Source organism: Streptomyces sp. ISL-43 (genome assembly GCF_018614195.1).
GTDB lineage: Bacteria > Actinomycetota > Actinomycetes > Streptomycetales > Streptomycetaceae > Streptomyces.
Window position 1 is genome coordinate 1 of sequence record NZ_JAGGOT010000045.1, and the last position, 19,263, is coordinate 19,263.

The window sequence follows — 19,263 nt, forward strand, 5'->3', positions numbered from 1 at the left end:
ATCACCGGCATTGCTGGTCAGAGGCACTTTTCGCTTACCTGACCATCCGTCGGACAGCTCGCTTCATGAAAGCGCGAGGTTAAAGAACGCCGGCCGCGCCCAACCTCGACGAGCACGTGTCCGCCCTCGCCCCGGTCGGGCATCACACCGACAGGCAGTTCGCCGCCTACGGCCTCGACGCCAAGGCTGCGCATGCCATCCGCGAGGAATTCACCGACTGGCACCGCGAACTCATCGACCTCATCGTCCATCTCCGCTCGGCTGATACCGAGGTGGTCGGCGATGTTCTCCGCCGCGTGCCCCGCGTCCATGTAGGGGTCCGGCTGCCTGCCCGACTCCCGTGGCTCGGCCCACGGCGTGCTCCCTGCCTCGGTCCGGAAAGCCGTCAGGGCTTCGGCGTCGGCGAACAGCGGGTTGTGGGTGTCCGACCAGGAGTCGCTGTTGCGGCCCCATGCCCTGGAGGGCAATTCGACACCGCCGACGAGGACGACGGCGTGGGCCGCGCCGGCGCGTATCGCGTGGTACCCGTTGCGAATGGCCTCCATCGCGGAAGCGCAGAATCGGTTGTAGGTGGTGGCGGGCAGGTGATCGAGCCCGAGGAGCACCCCCTTGCCTTGGCGCCGCCGTCGGTCGAAGCCGGATCGGACGTAACCGTACGACCCTCGGACTACACGATGTGATCTTCACGCGGGACGACCGGGCGGGCGGGGGGAAGCTGTCGTCCCGGCTGGGCCTGGTCACGGCGGCGGTCGAGGCCACCGAGGACGTGGACCTGTACGGGTACCTCGTGGACCAGCTCTCCAGAGGCGGCACGGCGGGCGTGGTGCCAGCCACTGATCGTGGCCGGCGCCATCAAGATCGCCGCTGAAACGGTGCCTGCTGGCGCTGGGCAGCGCACCTGAGCCGTGGCAGCGACTCCGCGTCGGATCAGCTCCCGGAGATGTTCGCTGTGAGCACGCGGATGGCTTCGCGGGTGTTGTCCGCGGCAAAGCGAACCTCTCGCACCTCCTGCGTCGGCTTCCCGGGCTTGGGCGCCACCGAGTAGGGCTCGCGCAGCTTGATGCTCAGCGTGGTGGAGTCGCCGATCGGCATCGCCAACACCCCATCGCTGATGTTGACCGCCCTGCGGTAGCCGCTGTGTCGGGACGAGCGAACGGATTCGATGAGCTCTAGCGGAATGGTGATCTGAGTGAAGTGGGCGAAGCGCAGGACGATTTTGCCGTCGCCCACCGTGTGAGGGCGGATGGAGAGTGCCGCGATGAATCCGAGCACCCATACCGTCCCGTATACGGAGAGCACGAGCAGGGCGATGCGCACCACCGTCCATGGGATCAGCAGTTCGACGGCGAGGATCTCCAGTGGCACAAGGAAGACCATCACCCACATAATTGGCTTGATTTCGGAGCCATAGCTCAGGATCTGATGTCCTTCAGGCGCGTCGGGCTTCCGACGGATCCAGCGCCAAAGTGCACGGAAGAGTCCGAACTCCATCCCCATCGCTTTGGCGACGGGTGCTGGCAACACTGCGGACAGCGCCTGGTTGAGGGCCTCTTGCCCGTCGGCTCCCTGGCTCTTAGAGGCGCGGAACGCCCGCCTGGCCAGGGTGATTTCAGTGATGACGATCCCGGCCAGCAGGAGTTCGAGGAGCAGCCCCACCGCGACAGCTTCGCCTAAGCTGAACACGCCGGTCCATACAAGACAGACCTGGGCGAGGACCACGGTGGGTGCCGCCCACCGGGCAGCGGTTGCCAAGAACTTCCTCAACGTTACTCACCTGTCCTTGCGCGGGTGCTCGGTGTCCTGGCAATCATGGCAGGCACCTCTTCATGAGGAAGCGGATGTAAGTGTGTTGGTGGCCATATTCGTTCGCATAAATCAGAGCGCGGAGGGTGCACCGCAGAGAGATGACCCGGCCTCGATGGCGGCCGTCACAGTTTCACCCAGTCCTGTTCTACGACAATCCAGTGTTCACCGGTCAGTTGCTGTTCGAGGAATGCGTAGGGCAGGAGGCCGTAGCCTTTGTCGCCCCATTGGGTCCCCCAGCTGTTGCGCACCTGGAACGCGCCTCGCCCGGTGCCTCGGTCGTACGGAGCGGTGTCGACGTGGTCGTCGTAGCCTGTCAGAAGGATGACGTGTGGCCCCACGGACTGCTCAGTCGTCATCTGTACGGGGATGACACCGCCATTGACCAAGGACATGGAGATCGAGGGGCAGAGCCGGATCTCCACGCTCACCGGGATCCCCAGGGCAATCGCGCGGCGGGTCAGGTCCAGCGCGCCTGCTCCGTCGGGGGTGGACAGTCGGCTGATTACGGGGTGTGTGCGCCGGGCGGTGGCACGGCAGTGCTCGGGTGGGTCTCGATCCACCCTGGTCAGGCCGTGCTGATCGTAGGGCCAGGCTGCTTCCTCGCACAGCCCGGATTCCGCCCAGGCCCTGAAGCTGTGTTCCAGCCGCGAGCCCTTGCGGTCGGCGGATCCCGCGAGTACGCGGGAGAGGCGGTAATTGAACAGGACCGAGCCGGTGAACTCCACGCGCTCAGCCCGGCGGGCGTAGTAGCCGGCTATGGCTGTGGCGACTGCGGCGGTGCACAGCGGAACCTGGCCCTGGTTGATCACGGGCGGCATCCAGCTGGACAGGTCCATGTGTTCCGGTGTCCGGCCGCTGCTCCACCAGGGGGGCTGGATCCGGGAGAGATAGGCGGCGTCGGCGGTCATGGTGTTCGGCGGGGTGTCTTGCCCTGTCGGTTCGCCAGTCATGCCCGGTCCTGCTTCTGAGTGGTGCCACGGTTCAGAATCGTCTGGTCGATCCGCTTCTGGCGGCGGGCTGCGGCGGCGTAGAACTGCTGCAGTGCGGCCCCATCGAAGTCCGATACGGGCCTGGCCTCGGGGAGGAAGGTGCCGATGCTTTCACCGCGGACGAGGAGCGCGCTGTCCTCTCCCGCTGTGGGGACAACCTGCGGGCTGATGTAGTCGATCGCGAGGTTGAAGCGTCCGTTGCCTGTGTGGTTGGGACCTGAGCAATGGGCCATGGCCAGGTGATGCAGGCTGCACTGGCCGGCTTTGAGGACGACGTCGACTGCGATCGCCTCGTCGATCTCGACGGCGATCTCCTCGCCGCGCATGATGTCTTCGAGGTTGGAACTGCAGAACCGGTGCGGGAGTGTGCCCTGCAGATGTGAGCCTCGCGCGTAGCGCATCGTGCCGTTGGAGACTGTTGTGTCGGTGAGCGCGACCCAGACACGCACTGCGTGCTGCTGAAATCCATCCAGCCCCAGATAGACGGCGTCCTGATGCCAGGCAAGCGAGCTTCCGCTGTGTGCCGGCCTGATGAAGAGGTTGGTGGACCACACCAGCAGCTCTGGGCCAAGCAGAGTTTCGACTGCGTCGACGATCGCGGGATGGTGAACGATACGGTCTGCCCACATCGACACCAGGTGGATCTTCGGGAAGGCGGCGTACCGGGCCAGTGCGCCGCCCACGGCGCTGACGGTCTGCAGATACATACGACAGTCGTCCACTGCCCGATCGGCTTCGGCCGGTGTGAGTGCGTCCACGGGGAAGGCGTATCCGTCCGTGCGGAACCTCTCGGCGAGGTCTGCGGCGACCGCGGTCATCAGACGGCAACCTCCGTGGCGAGCGCGCGCTTCCCGGCGGGCTCGGTGTCCTTCTGCATGGCGGTGAGCAGGGCGATGGCGTCTTCCCGCTTGGCGTCCGGGGCTTCGGGCGAGCGCAGGAACTCGGCGAGGCGCTGCCGGTCGGGCTCGTGCATGGTGCCCTTGAGCTCGTGCAGGGCGGCCGCGCTGGTGCGCTGGGGGAAGTACAGAGACTTGGCCGTTGCCAGGAACATCTCGGCGTTCTCCGTGCTCACGACGTCCCGGCGCAGCGCTTCGCTGATCGCGACCCGGATGTTGACCATCGGTTCGCACACCGGACGCAGCGACTCGCTGTCGAACGTGATGGCAACTTCGTCGTCGTCCTCCACCGTGCCGGAGGCGTACATGTCGTAGACCGTGCCGATGCCGGTCATGCCGAAGACATCGAGTTCGGCAGCCCGCAGGGCTCCCATGCTGGAGGAGCCGTAGACCCGGACGCGGCGGTCCATGGCCTTCAGGATCTCCTTGGGGGAGATCGAGAAACTCTGCAGGAACTTTCCGTCAACGATGCCGATACGTCGTGGCGGCTCACCCTGTGACATGAGGGTGTCGATGTCGCCGCGCTCGATGGGCGGCAGGAACTCGGCGTCGGGAAGGTACGCCGCCGCTTCCTCATGCGGCAGACTGGGGCCGAGGAACACGACCGTGCGCATGGTGCTTTCTCCTGTCACTGTACGGAACCGGCTGTCCGAAGCTGCTGCTGAGCGGAGTGGATTGTCGCCAGCGTGCTGTTCCACGCCTGCGTGGCACGAGGCCCGAGCTTGTTGCGGTCGACCGTCCAGGACTCGATGCCCGGCACGATGACCCGTACGACCGTGGCGGGAACGCCGGGCGCGGAGAGGTCGACGACGATGGCCTGGTCGAGTCCGCGGGCCCGCAGCCGTTGCAGCAGCAGCCGGACGTCGGCCATGACATCCGTGCTGGGGTGCGACGCGACGTCCTGGAGCCGGACGGAATGGGCGGATGGCTTGATCGCCCACGATTCGGGATTCGCGCGGTTGCTGCGCCGCACGTGGTAGAGGGCCTTCTCCACGGGCTGACCGGGAGCGGTGATGTCCTCTCGCATGGCCTGGATGTCCACGACGCGGGACTGGGCGACCTCACTGATCGCACGGATGACCGCGACCTCGGCGTCCGGGTGGGTGCCGATCCCGTGGTGGGAGCGGGAGAACGACTCGGCCACGAACTCGGACACCACAGCCTGGAAGCTGGGGATGCCGGTGGCCGAGGTGATGTTCTTGACCTCGATGTCGATGCCGGCGTTGTGGAACTTCTCCATGAAGAACTGAGCACGCGGCGGGAGCGTCGACGGGTCGAGGCTGGGGTGGCGTTCCTGCGCCCACGCACGGATGGCGGCCCCGACCGGACTGCCCTCGGCATCGGCGGCGAGCTTGCCGAGCCGGTTGGAGATGAGGTCGGCCATCGTCCAGTCGTCGCGTTCGACGAGTTCGCACAGGGCGTGGCAGATGGCCTCTTCCAGGGAGTTGCCGGAGGCGATGCCATTGGTTGTGGAGACCGGGTAGCAGGGCACCTCGTGGTAGCTCATGTAGTAACCGGCCAGGAACTGCGGCACGAGCACGCTGTGCTCATGCATCAGGTCGTAGCCCTCGACCCAGGAGATCGGGGTATCGATGCTGTAGGCGTGGTGCAGCTCGAAGTTGCATGACCTGGGGTCGAGTACGCGACGCCCGGACGACTCCAGCTCGGGGTAGGAGGCGACCGCCGCCGGCCGCATGGGCAGGGAGGCGGAGAACCGTTCAACGGCCTCCATGATGGCCGACGTCTTGGCGTCGATCTCGGTGGCGCCCTTGCCGTTGTAGACGGAGATGATGTCGAACGCGCGCGGGACGATGGCGTTGTAGACAGGTATGCCGACCCGGTCGAGACCGGTGATGTTGGCGACTCTGGTCACCCCAATCCGCTTGAGGTGAGGGGCCATGCGCGCGTACGTGGCTTCGGCGGTGATCTCCCGGTGCGGGCCGTTGCCAGTGATCTTGGGGACGCTGGAACGCAGTTTCAACGTAAGAACTCCTTGGGTGCCGTGTCTGCTGGGCCCGCTACTGGCCGCTGACGGATTCGATGTTGGATGTGCCGTCGCCGAAGTACCGGTAGGAGTAGTTGAGTTCCTGACCCGGCTCGACCTTGACCGCCTCGGGGAGTGCCCAGACGGCGGTGTACCAGTGGCTGCGGGCGCAGCCCAGCCAGGGCGCCGTCGACAGCGTTGTGCTGGAGCCGAGTTGCGCCTCGAAGTGGACGATGACGCCGTTGGCCTCGCCCGTGTGGCTGGCGGCGAGAGTGCAGTGGGTCTCCAGGCCGCCTGAGGCGTCCTGGTGGAGATCCACCTGGTACAGCTCGGTCGGCTTGGAGAGGACATCCCAGGTCTGTACGGTCTCCGGGCGCTCGTAGAAGCCGATGGAGCGCCGGCTCTCGGCCTCCGCCATCGGGCTGAAGTCGATACCGAACATCTCCTTCCAGCGCGCGAGATGATCACGCGTGACCCGGTGTTTGTCGAGCACGGCATCCGGGATCCGGGCGAGGGTCGCGAACGCGGTCAGCTTGCCGGGGACCAGGCGCGGCGAGTCGTTGAGCAGTCGGCGCCGGGCGTCCTGGACGGTCTCCCAGATCTGCATGTCCAGTGCCTCGTTGCCGACGATGTCCGTCAGCAGGACATCGGCTCGCTCGGGCAGCTCCAGCTGCGGCGACCAGCCGCGGATGAACTCGATGCGGTCGGCCACGCCATTGCGTTCGGCGATTCGCTGAGCAAGGTGGACCATGCCGGCCGGTTCGACCGCGTAGACCTTGCGGGCTCCGGCCTGGGCTGCGGTGATCGCCAGGATGCCGGAACCGGTGCCCAGGTCGAGGACCACGTCCCCGTCGCGAACCGTCTCCCGGACGGCCTGCTGGAAGGCCGCCTTGCGCACTGGATCCTCCAGCATGGCGATGTGAACGAAGGCCGCGTCGTAACCACCCTTGGGGAAGGGCTGGTTGCTGAACCCTTCCGTTGGCTCGGTGCGCAGCAGCCCTGCCTGGTGGAGCGAGACCACAGTCGCCAGCGCCTCGCGGGTGGCCCTGGGGCCTTTCAGACGCGGTCCGAGGAGGGTCAGCGCCTGTCCAACCGTGCGGGGTGTGTGGAAGAGATCGAGCAATGCGAGCGCGTCATGGCCGAACTTGAGTATCCGGCTCTCGTAGTGGACCTTCGTCTCGTTGCTGGTGTCGACCTCGGCGATGAAGGACGGTGCCCGGTGGAGCACGGTGTCAGGTGTGAGTTTCGGCATCTGGTGATCACTGTCCTCGTGGGTGGGCGGGTCGGCCAGCGGCCTTGACCAGGGCTGCGGAGATGGCGGGCTGGAAGTCGCCGAGCGAGCCGGCTTCGCGGCGGCCTTCGGTGAGCGAGATCCCCTCCTTGGGCTCGACGATTTCGTAGCCGTCCTCACGGAGCCGTTCGACATTGCGGCGTACGGCTGGCTTGGACCACATGGCCGCGTTCATGACGGGAGCGATGACCACGGGGCACTGGGTGGCGAGCAAAGTGGCCGTCAGTACGTCGTCCGCGACACCGTGAGCAGCCTTCGCCAGGAAGTTCGCGGTGGCTGGCAGCACCACGAGTACGTCCGCCCAAGCGCCCAGCGCGACGTGGGCGGCGCCTCCGCCTTTGTGGTCCTCCCAGTCGGTCACGGGTGGTTGGCCAGTGACGGCTTCGATCATGCGCGGGCCCATCAGGTCGCGGGCCTGGGCGGTCATGATGGTGCGGATTTCCTCGACACCGACGGTGCCGCGCAGCCAGGCGTTCACATGGGGAACCGTCACGGCGGAGAAGGAACCACACACGCCCCACAGGAGCCTCACCTTGGCCAGGGCCTGTTGGGGGCTCGTGGCAAGGCCGGTCATCCGCCGCTCACCTCCTCACCGGTTCCGACGGCGTTGAGGATGCCCGGCAGGGTGAGCTCGGCCCTCTGCAGCAGGGCGGCTGCACCCTGGGGATCGGATGCCGACCAAGCCCGCAATGCGACATGGTCGAGTACGTAGGAGGCCAGGTGGCTGGCGAGTCGCAGGTGCTCGTCGCTGCTCAAGGGGGCGCCTCTGGTCGTTGCGTAGCCGTCGACGGTGAGCCTGGCGCGATCCGCCTGGCGCTCCTCGCCACCCATGGCGGCGGCAGCCTGCACCAGGTCGCGCAGTAGGAAGGCGAGGTCGGTCATGGGGTCGGCGAGTCCGGCCTCCCGCCAGCCGAGCACGCCCGGCACCGGGCCAGGGACGCAGGAGCCAGTCGACAACCGCCCGTGCACCAATGCCAGGACAGGCGTGGCTGCCGGGCGGGACGCGACTGTGCCGGCGAGGCGGGAGATCACGGGTGCCGTGGTCGCAGTGAGACGGCTGCGGGCCGCTCGTATGCCCTCCGCAGCGTCCGGCGCCGCTTCCAGCCAGGCCGACTGGCTCCTGGGCCGTAACTCGGCCACGCTTTCAACGGGGATGGCGTGCAGGTGGGCGAGGAAGGTTCCGAGCTCACGGAATGCCCGTTCCACGACCGGCTGCGTGGTGGCGGGACGATCGTTGCCGAAGACGGTGTCGCTGACGAGACCGGGAGTTGTCACCGCTGGATAGACCGCGGTACGAGCGTCGGCCAACGTGGGGATCCGCGCGTACCGAGCTGCCGGGCTCCGTGCGATCGCCTCCGCGAGAGCACGGAGTCCGGCGGCGCCGAGATAGGCTGGTGCGGCGGCTGGGATGCTTTCCCCCCAGCGGTAACTGCCGTCGACCCGGATGCAGACGCGGGTGACGAACGGGCCTGGCAGCGCACGCACTGTGTGCGTGGCCCGGGGAGCGGCTTCAGTCATGGCGCGGTGCTCCCTTGAGCGTTGAGGTAGGGCCTTGCCGGGTCAAGACCCTCTTCGCGGTACCGCGCCTTGATGGCACGTAGTCGGCCCGTCGCAGTGGTGCGGCCGTCCTTCCAGGCCGTGAGTAGCCCCTCGGCGACGAGCAGACAGCGGTGCTGTCCAAAGCTCATGAGCCTGCCCTGCCGCTGCTCGGGTTCATCGGCCAGCCACCAGCCCTTACCCAGCTCCAGCGCGAGGCAGGGACCGGTGTCCCGCAGCTCGTTGACGTGCTCGCGGTGGATGTCCACCAGCTCCCGCTCGTAGCGGCGCCAGTCGTCCCGGTACAGGTAGAGAACCAGCGCGTCCCGCCGCTCGTAGCCCTCGGGGTGGTTGGCCGCCTTCAGCTGGTACGGGATGCGCGCGGTGCACAGCCCACCTGTGAGCGCCCGCAGCAGGCCGGCGGCGGCCGAGGGGTCTCGGGGCGTGTAGTAGAGGCGGACAACGGGCCGTTCGCCGTGGCGAGGCATTCCCTCGTCTCCGATGGCGAGATACCAGCCGGGATACCTGTAAGGCCGGTCCGGTGGGAACCTCACGCTTACCTGGTGACCTGCCGAGGAGACCGGCGGCATGATTTCCCGCTCGGCGACGGTCAAGGTCAGGCCACTCTTGCGCACCTGACGGCCCTCGGGACCCTCTCCGAGCGTCTGCCAGCCAGCGTCCCAGTAGCCGGTGCCTTGGTTGGCCTTGGTCAACAGGCTTGCCACCGCCGGGTCCTCACGTCTGCGGGTACCCAGCACCACCGGTGCGCCGTCGATCAGCCAACGGGCGGCACGGGTGTCTCCGGCGTAGTAGCTCAGGTAGAGAAACCGGGATAAGTGAGCGAGAACCGGGAGCTCTCGGGGGTCGGGCTCGACGCTGGGGGCCGGGCTGAGTTCGCCCCACTCCCGGTGGTGGAAGGCCGACTCGTTCAGGACTTCCACGTCCTCCGCGATAGCGGAGAACGCTGCTTCGTACTGGTTCATCCCCCCGCCTTCCGGGTGCTGGGCGCGAGGAGCTTGGCCAGGCCCTGCGGATTGTTCAGCAGCTTGCAACCCACGAAGAGGCACAGATGCCCGATCCGGCCCAGCGAACCGATCTGCTCAAGGCGTCCGGCCGCGTACATCAAGAGGGACAGGCCGGCATACCGGAAGGCCGCCTCCCGCTGCCCCGTGTTGAGCGGAGCACTATGTTCGTACGCGGCGAGGAACAGACCGACATTGCGTCGGGCGGTGACCCATGCGTCAGAGGAGGTTAGGCGGCCGACATCGCCCCGGAGTGTGTGCAGCCACTGGATCAGCAGCTGGCCGACGATCGTCCCCACATCCAGCATCTGGTCGCCGAAGCCGGCCAGTTCCCAGTCGACCAGCGCGACCTCGGGGCGCTCACTATCGGGGCTCTTGAAGAGGATGTTGTCGTCCCGGAGGTCGAAGTGCACCAGACCTTTTGGGCCCCAGTCGTCCCGCAGCTGCGCCACGCTCTCGTCCACCGACTGCATGGCGGCCGCATAGTCGGAATAGTCCATTCCAGGTCCGCTCGCGAGCTCGCTGGGAGTCAGCGCGACGAACGATGCGAACGGGAATGCTATGCGCTGAGGGGCGTACTTTTCATTCACGATGATGTGGTTGACGGCCGTCGTGTGTATTCCGGCTGCCACCGATGCGAGCGCGACCAGCGCGGGAACCGGAATGTCCGGCGAGCTCTTAGCAATCTCCCGCATCGAAGTGAAGCCGGTCATCCCTTCCATGATGACGGTATCGGTTTCTGGGTCGGCTCCGACGAAGCGAGGAATGGACGCTCTGGCGAAATCCGGAATTCCCGCTTCAGGTATCAGCCTCAGCATGGTTTCCTCGTTCCCCATTGCGGTGCCGACGGCCTTCGAGGTGGCGGGGTCCACCTGCTTCAGGACGAGCGCGGTGCCGTCCACAAAATGCAGCATCGCCACACTGTTGCGTGCCGTGAAGGTCTGGGTTCGCTCAATGGGGCCTCGTTCGATACCGAGCGAAGCGAGCCAGGAACGAGTCCGGGCCGATTCAGGCCCGGACTCGTTCGGCAGCGCTCCGAACCAAGGCGAAGACGTGTTGCTCCCCACCCGCCCAACCTCTGACGATGCAGTGTCGGCCGGGCCGTGCGAAGCGCTAGTGATCATGACGTGGACGATTCAGATTAACAGTGGAAGGCCACGGTGGCGGCCGCCGCCATCACGCTTCCCTGCGCCTCTTCGTCGGGCGAGATGCCCGCCTTCTCCTCGAGGAAGGCCTGCAGTTCTTCCGGGCTGACGCCGGCGAGCTCCTCCAGGGCCTTCTCGCCAGACGCAGGGTCGATGATGGCGCGCTGCTCGTCCGTCATCGACGCCTCGGCGTCCTGGATCTTGCTGACGAGGTCGGCAAACGCAGTCTCGTCAACTACGGAAACCATTGCTTCAGACATTTGATCCTCCTACTTCATCCCCTGCCAAGCAGCAGGGGAATCGAATGGGCGATAGCAATCTGAACAAATTTACGATCGACCTGTCAACGGGTTTCTGATATTCCGTTTCTGTTCATTCGAGACCCATTTTCAGGCATGGGAAATTACCCACCGACATTTTCCGGCAGGCGACTCTAACGAAGGAATTTGGATGCTGGACTCGGTGAATGTTGGACTTGTGTAGGAGGGGATAGGTCCTTGGCGGTTCGCGCCGACCTTTCGCCGACGATGGGCGATTCAGAGACTCAGGTGAAACCGGCAAAGCTCAATCTCGTCAGCGCCTGGCGGGCCGGTGCCATGAGGCTGCGAGGCGCCGGTGTGGTTGAACGTCGGAATATCCACCTGCCGTGAAAGTCGACAGAATCCCCCGTGATGTGATCTCTGCTGAAGGCAATCACATGCCAGGCCCTTTCGGTAGGGGGCTGTTGGACTGATCGAAACTATCAAGCCTTGCCTGGCCGCGCGAGACTCCATAGCCGCTGGTGACATGCCTCCGAGTTTTCCTACGTCCGGCCGAATTGGCTCGCAGTATTCATAACCGCATCCCCCTTCAGTTCAGTAAAGAGAAAGCTATCGACTCGACCTTGGCGCGCAGCAGGCCGAGGGTGTCTCGGCACGGGTCGGCCAATCGGTCAACGAGGTAGGCCGGCGTCCAGTTCGGCTTGGCGATCAGCTGGGCCGCCACGGCACGAATGGCGGCGGGGTGCCCATCGCACAGGCGGACCAACCGCTCGGCGTCGTCCGTGGTGACACCCACGCCGGACGTGATCCCGTTGAGCAGGTCCATCGCTTCGCACAGTTGGAGGCCGCCCAGGGCCATGACGCGCACCCTGGGCAGGGTGGCGAACCTCGGTCGTCCGGTGATCAGAAACTGGGTCCGTCCGCTGCCCAGGACCAAGGCCTGCACCTGTGCCTCATCGGCGGCATCGTCCAGAATGACAAGGCAGCGGCTCTGGGTGAGCCGGGTCCGCAATCGCCACACGCGCTCTTCCGACCCCGCCGTCGGGGCCACCCGTTCACCCAACCCTCTCAGCAGGTCTCCGGCCATGTCGGCCGGCGGACGCCGGTATCCCGAGGTGTCACGGCCGCGGACGAACAACGTGCCGTCGGGGTAGGCCGGAGCGATCCCGTACCCGGCCCGCACGGCCAGTACGGTCTTGCCGCTGCCGGCCAGGCCGGTGACCACGACGGGCCCGGCGCAACCGGTGCCGTCCGGTGCGGGCTTCAGCCATTCCCTGAGCCGACGCAGTTCGGCATGCCGACCGGTAAAGTCCACGAGGTCGGGGGGCAGCGCCGTATACGCCTCTTCGCGAGAGGACACAGCCTCGGGTCGGACTGCAGTGTCCGCGCCCTCGGGAAGCGTCGGGCGGGCGATGAGGGTGTCGGCGAGCAGGGACTGGAAGGTGCTGTTCAGTTCGTCTCCCGGATCCACAGTGAGGTGTTCGGCCAGGACCGACCGGCCCTCGTGGTAGAGGGCGATGGCCTCGGCCTGTCGGCCACAGTGGGAGAGTGCGGTCATCGGCAGGGATCTCAGCCCCTCGCGGAAAGGGAACAGCGGCATACATGGGGCGAGTTCTTCGACAACCCTCCGGGCACGGCCGAGAGAGAGGTCGGCGGCCGCCTTCTCCTCCAGCACGGGCATCCGGAGTTCCTCGAGCCGGGGTGCCTCTGACGCCTCCAGGAACTCCGTTGCACCAATGAGGGCCGGCCCGCGCCACTGTCCGAGGGCATCCGTGAACAGCTCGGCGGCCTGGGCGATGCCCCCGGCCGCGTAGACGTACGTGTGCACCTGGGCGCGCACGGTTACAGGCCGAGCGGTTCCCCATAACACCTGGTGGATCTCATGTTCAGCCAGCCCGCGCTTGCCGGCGATCACCAGTGTCGCCAGCAGGGTTCTGGGCCGCATCCCGCCGAGCGACCGGGCCCGGCCGTCGTTCAGCGCTTCAGTCGGTCCGAGTATGCGAAGTTCCATGCCTTCCCTCGTCCGAGCGTGGAGGCCGTCTCGAGGCCAGCGTCGAGCCGGCCACACCAACTAGGGTTGCCCCAAGGTGAATTGCATCCAACATGAGTCGAAGCTCAATCTGGACGGGGACGCTAGCCTCTGGCCCGACCCGTGTCAACATGACCGCCCGCCATCGACGATCACGGTCAATACCGGTAGATTGCCCCCGAGACAGGGAGGTGCGGCCTTGGCCGAGACGGACGGCGGAGCGCGGTTCAGCCTCGCTGACAAGATCAATCATCTGTTCGAAACGGTAGTGCAGGGCAGTCGTCAGCCTTACAACACCGAAGAGGTCGCCCGGGCCATTTCGGAGGCCGGAATACCCATCTCCGGAAGCTACATCTGGCTACTCCGCAAGGGGCAGCGCGACAATCCGACGCTCAAGCACCTCGAAGGAATGGCGAAGTTCTTCGGAGTTCCTCCGGCCTACTTCTTCAACGACCAGGTCGCCTCAGAAGTCCACACGCAACTCGCCCTCCTCGCGGCGCTGCGCGACTCCAACGTCCAGCACGTCGCTCTGCGGGCCGCCGGCCTCTCCTCTGCGAGCCTGAACTCGATCGGCGAACTCATCGAGCACGTCAGGGCCCTGGAGGGCCTGCCGCAGGACGCACCGAAGGACAAGCCACGATCATGACCTGATTCCCCCTGTCTGTCCGAAGCCGACTCATGTTGCATGAAGGCATGCGGCCGGTGAGGCACGGGGGAGGAACCGAACGTTGCTGAAAGATCGAGAGTTACGGCGGCGCTGCAAGCGTGAACTCCGGTCGCTGGGGATCCAGCCACCGCTGAACATCACGGTCCTGTGCAGACTTCTGGGGGAGCGCCGCAACCGCCCCATACAGCTCGTCCCCTACAGGCTGCCAGCGCACGGCCCATACGGACTGTGGATCGCCACCGACACCACCGACTACATCTTCCACCAGCAGGAAACCAGCAAGCCCCACCAGAACCACATCATCGTGCACGAGATCGGGCACATCCTGGCCGACCACCAGAGCGGCGGGCTCGACGATGCGCTGCTTGGCGCGATCACGCCGAGCATCTCGCTCGACGTAGTCAAGCGGCTCCTGGGACGCACTTCATACGACGAGGAACACGAGCACGAGGCCGAGATGATGGCCACCATCATCCTCGAATGGGCCTGCATCCTGAACACCGTTGCCCAGCCGGTCACTCAAGACTCCGCAGCCCATCGCATCCAAACAGCTCTGACCGAGCGGCGCGGGTGGCTGTGACATGCTGACCTTGCTACTCGGCGTGGTGCTCCTCCTCGCCCTCGTCCGTATGTTCCACCAGATCGTCAAAGCCCCGCACGACCGGCCGCTTCGGGCCGTGACCTACTGCATCGTCTGCGCCTCCCTGTCCTTCCCTATGGGGCTGCGGAGCGTCGCCAACGACGTGGACGGCACGCTGGGCGCGGGTACGGCGAAGCTGATTCAGAACATCCTGCTGCTCGGCACCGTGTACTGGCTGATGTGCTTCTACCTGCAATCGGCGTCGGATCCACGCACAGGCCGCCGACGCGCCCGGATCGAACTCATCCCGCTTGCCATCACCGCAGTCGTGATCACGGCGGCGACGCTCACGACCCCGCGCAGCGAGCGCGGCCATGTTTACGCGACGGCAAACATGCAGGTGGCGAGCATCGCCGTCTTCTACCTGGCAGCTGGGATCTACCTGGCGTACGCGCTCGCGATGGCGCTGCGGTGGACCCTGCGATACATCGGGGTCTCCCGTGGCTCGCTGACTGTCGGACTACGCCTGGTCGCCGTTTCGCTGACATGCATGGTCGGCGCGGACGCCCTCCGCGGAGCTCTCGTCGTGGTCCGCGCGTTCGACGGCACCGTGCCAGCGGCTGTGATCACCGGGGTCAAGCTGCTGCTGGACATGGCGATCCCGCTGTTCGTCATCGGCGTCATCTATCCGGGAGCCGCGAGCCAGCTGGCCTCGCTCCGCCTTCGGCGGCGGCACCGGCGCACCCACCACCGGCTCACCCCGCTGTGGGTGGCCCTGCACGAGGCGTTCCCCGAGAACGTCCTGCACCGGGCGTCGTCCGACGGGTGGCGCAGTCGGCTCACCCCCCGGGGCATGCACCACCGGTATTACCGCCGAGTGATCGAATGCCGCGACGGCCTCGTAAGACTCAGTCCGTACCTCGCGCAGCTCACGGAGGCGGGGCCAGTCGAGCACCTGCCACCCCAGGTGGTCGCCGACCACTTGAATCGCGCGCTGGAAGCGTACGCAGCCGGGGCACCGGCCCCCTCAGCGGCGGTCGCAATCGCCCTGCCCCAAGGGGACGACCTCGACGACGACGTGCGCCAGCTCGTCCTCCTCTCCGACGCGCTCCGGACCGCCCGCCCCGCCTGAATGAAATTTCCGAAGCGCCATACACAAGGGTGACACTCCATGGAATACCTGATCTCCGCCGGGCAGGTCGTGACGGGCCCCGGCGGTCAGCGCCTACGGGACGGCGCCGTACTCGTCCGAGGCGAAAGAATCGTCGGCGTGGGCCCGCGACCCGACATCGAAGTCCTGGCCTCGCCCGAGGCCACGACCATCGCGTTCCCCAACAGCACGCTGCTTCCCGGCCTGATCGACTGCCATGTCCACCTCGCACTCGACGCGGGACCGGATCCCGTGACGACGCTGCTGGACACGGACGACGCCGATCTGCTGACCGGAATGGCCGAGCGGGCCCGGCAGTTGCTCGAATCGGGTGTGACGACCGTACGGGACCTCGGCGACCGCAACGGCCTGGCTCTGCGCCTGCGCGACTCGATCGCACACGACGGAGTACTCGGCCCCCGCATCCTCAGCGCCGGCACCCCCCTGACCCGCCCGGGTGGCCATTGCTGGTTCTTCGGCGGCGAGGTGGACGGTGAGGCCGCCCTGCGCGAGCTCGTCCGGCGCAACGCCCAGGACGGCGTCGATGTGATCAAGGTGATGGCCACCGGCGGCGGCATCACCAAGGGCGGTCCGCCGATCTGGCAGGCCCAGTTCACCACCGCCGAGCTGCGCTTGGTGGTGGCCGAGGCACGCCAGGCCGGGTTGCCCGTGGCGGCCCACGCGCACGGCACCGAGGGCATCGAGGCCGCAGTCGCGGCCGGCGTCACTACCTTGGAGCACTGCACTTGGATGGCGCAGGACGGTTTCGACGTACGGCACGATCTCGTCGCGGAGATCGTGGCGAAGGAGATCCGGGTGTGCCCGGCGGCGAGCCCCGACTGGCGCGGCTTCGCCCAGCGGTTCGGCCCCGAGCGGGCCGAGGAAATGTTCAACCGCCTGCGCTGGATGGCCGACCAGGGAGTCCGTCTCATCGCGGGCACCGACGCGGGCGTCACCCACGCCGTCTTCAACGGCTTTGTCTCCAGCCTGGAGTTCTTCCGCCACATCGGCCTCTCCCCCGCCGAGGCCATCGACTCGGCCACGGTCGAAGCCGCCCTGGCCTTGGGCATCGCCTCCGATACCGGCCGCCTCTCCCCCGGCTACCGCGCCGACCTCCTAGCGGTCACTGGTGACCCCCTCACAAACCTCGCCGACCTCCGCGACGTCCGCCTGGTCATGTCCGCCGGCCACCCCCACACCCCGCCCACGAAGCGCCGATGACCGACCGTCGAAGGACGGATGGTGGAGCCGACGTGGCCGGTGCCGTGGTGGCCGAGCCCAGTCACGTCCCGAGCGAAGCCGGGCAGGAGGTCGACCTCCGCCGGGTCGGCCTTCAGGTAGACAGCAGCTTGACCCTCTTCGGTGGGCACAGGCACGCATAGTTCTGCATCCGCTGGTAGGCCGTGGGGGTCTGGTTCTTGACCTTGGTGATGTCCTCGCCGAGCCCGAGCAGGGCCTCATCGACCGCCGCGGCCAGCCATGGCCCCACCGGCCACTGCGGTCCGCTGGCCCTTCGCAGTACCCCAGCGACGAGCTGCCTTCGGCGGCCCGGTCCGGCGGGCGACGGAGGCCACTGTCTCGAGCGGCCTGGCACGGGTTGCCGACCCAATCGAAGCGGCCGGCGCCAAGCGCATCGGGGTTGCCCATGCCAGGTAGGGAGCCTTTTGATCAATCCCGCCAGGGGTAGTCCTGCACCTCAGGGCCGCGCGGATTCCAACCCTTCAGATACAGCTTCAGCCCCTCGGGCTCCGGGGCGCGGGTCGTCGGCATGCCGGGAAGTTCCCGCAGCGGATCCAGGGATCGTACGTAGGCGCGGGCCCACTCCAGCCAGTGCCGGGCAGAGGCGGCCTCCGGGCACACCAGAACCGCCGAGGCGGCGAGCCGGTACTCCAGGGCATCGCAGTACTGGCTCAGCGCCCTCGCTTCATGCCAGTCCTTCGCCTGCTCGCGCAGGGCGGTGGCGAGCTGGGCCTGGATCGCCTGCTCCCGAGCCGAATTCATTGCCGCCTGCCACCGGACCTCCTTGGCCCGCTCCTCGTCGATCCGGCGTTGGGTGTTCTCCCCCGCGCGGACCTCCACTTCCCGCAGGATCGCGCCGAGAACGTCCTCCAGCCTCTTCCGCTTCCGGTCGGCCCACTTGTCCTGACGGCCCGAGCGGCTATGGGGAAGCTCGATCATCAGGCTCTGCGCCCGCTCCGGATCTGCGGACTGCGGAAACTCCTGCTTGATCGTCACCGTGCACGTGAAGTCGCCGACGCCCAGGTCCAGGTCGCCCTCGCGCCGGGAGTCACGGGAGGGGATGTACGTACCACGGGACGAATAGGGACGGCTCCGGTAGTGCTCCGCCACCAGGTGCTCTCGCACCGTATGACCGCGCTTCACCGCTTCCGCGCACAGGGCATGGAGCAGGCAGAGAGCCCTGCTCCGAACGGCCGCGGGCACAGCGAGTCGGTGCTGGTCTTCCTTAAGAGCGGCTACCACCGGATGCAGGGTGCGCAGTTGGGCGGGCACGGGGATGACCGGCGCATTCTCCGACCTCTCGGTTTTCGCGTTGTGGTGCGGGCCGTCTTCGAGTGAGATCTGGAGGTCGCGGCGGCTCCACAGGCGGAGCTTCTCGACGCGCTTCCCGGGCGGGCGAGGTTGTGTCGCTTCGCGTAATCGATGACCTGCCTGTACTCCGCTTCCGTCGCCTCGTCGGGCTCTGGGATGACCACCCGCCGTTCAGCGACGAGCCGTTCGATAAGCTCCGCCGCTTTGGCGCGCCACACCCGGGCCGCAGGCCGCTCCGAGTACGGCATGGGCGTCTTCTTGCCGGTTTCCGGCGGCTCGGCCGCGTACCGCGGATCCTCCGGATGGTGACCGTGCTCCAGGTAGAACTTCCCGGCCCCGGTGACCTCGGTCCGCACCGCCCCGCCACGGCGTACGACGACCAGCAGCCCTCGATCGCGCAACGCGTACGCGGACAGCCGTTCAGCCGACGCCACGCCAGGCTCCTCGTCGGCATCCAGCCGTCGCAGGAGCTCTCGCTGTCGGTCGTTCAACGGGGACCAGCGGTGCATGCACCCACCTCACGCTCTCACCAGCAGATCCCCCTGTACCCAATTCCCTGCCCCTACGTATTCCTCGGACGAGTACCGGAGGGCGGCAGTGCAGCGGCGCTCCACTACAGAGCGTGTGCGCGGGAAGAGCTCGGCCAACGCCCGGACAAAGTCGGCATCCGTCCCGCCACCGCACGCAGAAAGCCGCCTCCGGAGCAGGCGCGCAGCCCGGCCCGAGGGACGACGTTTCATTGTTGACACATCGTCAGGAACCAAGCCCAGCGAGCGTCAAATGAGCGTCACGAGCGTCATTTCAGCGTCAAGATATCGCCCGTAACGCCCACAGTGCACATAATGCACATGGACAAACCTGCAGGTCAGGAGCTCTTCGCGACCGGTTCGAGGATCGCCACGCACTCCACGTGGTGGGTCATCGAAAACACGTCAGCCTGCCGGGGGTCACGATAAACCGCAGGTCAGGCGACACTCCCTGCCCTATCAGGCGACTATTCGGAGACCCCGAGCGTCAAATGAGCGTCACCGCACCCGGCCGATTGGACCTACGAGGCCGCACCCTCCTACACCACCGGCCCCGGCTCCGGGCCCAGAGATCCGAAGCGAGACCCGTACGAGAAGCGAACACCGACCAGGCTCCTGCTCTGCCCTATCGTGACTGTCCGTCCGCGACACGTCGAGGCGAATGGAGCCTGAAGCGGTGAAGTACACCCTGACGGACAAGCAGGTCGCCGTGCTACGTACGATCGCGGCTGCCTCCGGTGCCGTGGCAGTCCCGCCTGGCGACTCTCAGACGGCTTGGGCGCTGGAGCAGCGTGGGCTCATCAAGAGGACATGGCGCGGCAGCGGTCACGT

The 19,263-nt window shown here is 66.7% G+C and carries 20 protein-coding genes and 1 pseudogene; 5 read left to right on the forward strand and 16 right to left on the reverse strand.

What is annotated here, in order from left to right; translation table 11 throughout:
• Window positions 1-17: 17 nt before the first annotated feature.
• The gene (locus tag J7F03_RS25410) at window positions 18-605 is read right to left on the reverse strand and encodes a hypothetical protein (protein WP_214953311.1); all 588 of its coding nucleotides are present in this window, start codon (window positions 603-605) and stop codon (window positions 18-20) included.
• A 35-nt stretch (window positions 606-640) separates the two neighbouring features.
• Between J7F03_RS25410 and J7F03_RS25415 the strand changes: the two are divergent.
• Window positions 641-826, forward strand: a pseudogene (locus tag J7F03_RS25415) (thymidine kinase); the annotation flags it as partial.
• Between the two features lie 101 nt (window positions 827-927).
• Here J7F03_RS25415 and J7F03_RS25420 read toward each other — a convergent pair.
• The 12 genes from J7F03_RS25420 to J7F03_RS25475 all read right to left on the reverse strand — a co-directional run bounded on the left by J7F03_RS25420 (window position 928) and on the right by J7F03_RS25475 (window position 12,874).
• Window positions 928-1,764, reverse strand: a complete 837-nt coding sequence (locus tag J7F03_RS25420; protein ID WP_251072465.1) for a hypothetical protein — start codon at window positions 1,762-1,764, stop codon at window positions 928-930.
• A 164-nt stretch (window positions 1,765-1,928) separates the two neighbouring features.
• The gene (locus tag J7F03_RS25425; protein ID WP_214953313.1) at window positions 1,929-2,756 is read right to left on the reverse strand and encodes a C1 family peptidase; all 828 of its coding nucleotides are present in this window, start codon (window positions 2,754-2,756) and stop codon (window positions 1,929-1,931) included.
• Entirely contained in the window at window positions 2,753-3,613 is an 861-nt protein-coding gene (locus J7F03_RS25430) for a phytanoyl-CoA dioxygenase family protein (RefSeq protein WP_214953315.1), read from the reverse strand. Before J7F03_RS25430 ends, J7F03_RS25425 begins: the two co-directional genes overlap by 4 nt.
• Window positions 3,613-4,305, reverse strand: coding sequence for a TfuA-like protein (locus J7F03_RS25435; RefSeq protein WP_214953317.1), 693 nt, complete (start codon window positions 4,303-4,305; stop codon window positions 3,613-3,615). The genes J7F03_RS25430 and J7F03_RS25435 overlap by 1 nt, the downstream gene beginning before the upstream one ends.
• A gap of 14 nt (window positions 4,306-4,319) precedes the next feature.
• A complete protein-coding gene (locus tag J7F03_RS25440; RefSeq protein ID WP_214953319.1) occupies window positions 4,320-5,672 on the reverse strand; it encodes a YcaO-like family protein in 1,353 nt (450 codons plus the stop codon).
• Between the two features lie 37 nt (window positions 5,673-5,709).
• On the reverse strand, window positions 5,710-6,927 hold the full coding sequence (locus J7F03_RS25445) for a 50S ribosomal protein L11 methyltransferase (RefSeq protein ID WP_251072466.1): 1,218 nt from the start codon (window positions 6,925-6,927) through the stop codon (window positions 5,710-5,712).
• 7 nt (window positions 6,928-6,934) lie between these two features.
• Window positions 6,935-7,540, reverse strand: coding sequence for a flavoprotein (locus J7F03_RS25450; RefSeq protein WP_214953321.1), 606 nt, complete (start codon window positions 7,538-7,540; stop codon window positions 6,935-6,937).
• Entirely contained in the window at window positions 7,537-8,241 is a 705-nt protein-coding gene (locus tag J7F03_RS25455; protein ID WP_214953323.1) for a phosphotransferase, read from the reverse strand. The genes J7F03_RS25450 and J7F03_RS25455 overlap by 4 nt, the downstream gene beginning before the upstream one ends.
• 239 nt (window positions 8,242-8,480) lie before the next feature.
• Complete coding sequence (locus J7F03_RS25460) at window positions 8,481-9,485, reverse strand: T3SS effector HopA1 family protein (RefSeq protein ID WP_214953325.1); 1,005 nt, start codon at window positions 9,483-9,485, stop codon at window positions 8,481-8,483.
• Window positions 9,482-10,438 (reverse strand): phosphotransferase family protein, encoded by a 957-nt coding sequence (locus J7F03_RS25465; protein ID WP_214953327.1) that lies wholly within the window; start codon window positions 10,436-10,438, stop codon window positions 9,482-9,484. The genes J7F03_RS25460 and J7F03_RS25465 overlap by 4 nt, the downstream gene beginning before the upstream one ends.
• Before the next feature lie 227 nt (window positions 10,439-10,665).
• Window positions 10,666-10,929, reverse strand: coding sequence for a thioviridamide family RiPP peptide (gene tvaA, locus J7F03_RS25470; RefSeq protein ID WP_214953329.1), 264 nt, complete (start codon window positions 10,927-10,929; stop codon window positions 10,666-10,668).
• 589 nt (window positions 10,930-11,518) lie between these two features.
• The gene (locus tag J7F03_RS25475) at window positions 11,519-12,874 is read right to left on the reverse strand and encodes an AfsR/SARP family transcriptional regulator (RefSeq protein ID WP_214953332.1); all 1,356 of its coding nucleotides are present in this window, start codon (window positions 12,872-12,874) and stop codon (window positions 11,519-11,521) included.
• Window positions 12,875-13,157: 283 nt separating this feature from the next.
• Between J7F03_RS25475 and J7F03_RS25480 the strand changes: the two genes are divergently transcribed.
• From J7F03_RS25480 to J7F03_RS25495, 4 genes are all read left to right on the forward strand, one after another.
• Window positions 13,158-13,604: a helix-turn-helix domain-containing protein gene (locus J7F03_RS25480; protein WP_214953334.1), complete on the forward strand. Its 447-nt coding sequence runs from the start codon at window positions 13,158-13,160 to the stop codon at window positions 13,602-13,604.
• A gap of 82 nt (window positions 13,605-13,686) precedes the next feature.
• Window positions 13,687-14,205 (forward strand): hypothetical protein, encoded by a 519-nt coding sequence (locus J7F03_RS25485; protein WP_214953336.1) that lies wholly within the window; start codon window positions 13,687-13,689, stop codon window positions 14,203-14,205.
• Between the two features lies 1 nt (window position 14,206).
• Window positions 14,207-15,337 (forward strand): MAB_1171c family putative transporter, encoded by a 1,131-nt coding sequence (locus J7F03_RS25490; RefSeq protein WP_214953338.1) that lies wholly within the window; start codon window positions 14,207-14,209, stop codon window positions 15,335-15,337.
• A 39-nt stretch (window positions 15,338-15,376) separates the two neighbouring features.
• Entirely contained in the window at window positions 15,377-16,576 is a 1,200-nt protein-coding gene (locus tag J7F03_RS25495; protein WP_214953340.1) for an amidohydrolase family protein, read from the forward strand.
• 112 nt (window positions 16,577-16,688) lie between these two features.
• Here J7F03_RS25495 and J7F03_RS42730 read toward each other — a convergent pair whose 3' ends face one another.
• The 3 genes from J7F03_RS42730 to J7F03_RS41330 all read right to left on the reverse strand — a co-directional run bounded on the left by J7F03_RS42730 (window position 16,689) and on the right by J7F03_RS41330 (window position 18,414).
• Window positions 16,689-16,844, reverse strand: a complete 156-nt coding sequence (locus J7F03_RS42730; RefSeq protein ID WP_214953342.1) for a hypothetical protein — start codon at window positions 16,842-16,844, stop codon at window positions 16,689-16,691.
• Window positions 16,845-17,023: 179 nt separating this feature from the next.
• Window positions 17,024-17,719, reverse strand: coding sequence for a hypothetical protein (locus tag J7F03_RS41325; protein ID WP_251072468.1), 696 nt, complete (start codon window positions 17,717-17,719; stop codon window positions 17,024-17,026).
• Between the two features lie 110 nt (window positions 17,720-17,829).
• Complete coding sequence (locus J7F03_RS41330) at window positions 17,830-18,414, reverse strand: hypothetical protein (protein WP_251072469.1); 585 nt, start codon at window positions 18,412-18,414, stop codon at window positions 17,830-17,832.
• Between the last annotated feature and the right edge of the window lie 849 nt (window positions 18,415-19,263).

Bases quoted from the DNA above. Each gene is read 5' to 3' on its own strand.
- J7F03_RS25495 (WP_214953340.1), top strand. From the start codon at position 15,377: ATGGAATACCTGATCTCCGCCGGGCAGGTCGTGACGGGCCCCGGCGGT.
- J7F03_RS25490 (WP_214953338.1), top strand. From the start codon at position 14,207: ATGCTGACCTTGCTACTCGGCGTGGTGCTCCTCCTCGCCCTCGTCCGT.
- tvaA (WP_214953329.1), bottom strand. From the start codon at position 10,929: ATGTCTGAAGCAATGGTTTCCGTAGTTGACGAGACTGCGTTTGCCGAC.
- J7F03_RS25435 (WP_214953317.1), bottom strand. From the start codon at position 4,305: ATGCGCACGGTCGTGTTCCTCGGCCCCAGTCTGCCGCATGAGGAAGCG.
- J7F03_RS25450 (WP_214953321.1), bottom strand. From the start codon at position 7,540: ATGACCGGCCTTGCCACGAGCCCCCAACAGGCCCTGGCCAAGGTGAGG.
- J7F03_RS25460 (WP_214953325.1), bottom strand. From the start codon at position 9,485: ATGAACCAGTACGAAGCAGCGTTCTCCGCTATCGCGGAGGACGTGGAA.
- J7F03_RS25425 (WP_214953313.1), bottom strand. From the start codon at position 2,756: ATGACTGGCGAACCGACAGGGCAAGACACCCCGCCGAACACCATGACC.
- J7F03_RS25430 (WP_214953315.1), bottom strand. From the start codon at position 3,613: ATGACCGCGGTCGCCGCAGACCTCGCCGAGAGGTTCCGCACGGACGGA.
- J7F03_RS25465 (WP_214953327.1), bottom strand. From the start codon at position 10,438: ATGCTGCATTTTGTGGACGGCACCGCGCTCGTCCTGAAGCAGGTGGAC.
- J7F03_RS25475 (WP_214953332.1), bottom strand. From the start codon at position 12,874: ATGCGGCCCAGAACCCTGCTGGCGACACTGGTGATCGCCGGCAAGCGC.
- J7F03_RS41330 (WP_251072469.1), bottom strand. From the start codon at position 18,414: ATGCACCGCTGGTCCCCGTTGAACGACCGACAGCGAGAGCTCCTGCGA.
- J7F03_RS25445 (WP_251072466.1), bottom strand. From the start codon at position 6,927: ATGCCGAAACTCACACCTGACACCGTGCTCCACCGGGCACCGTCCTTC.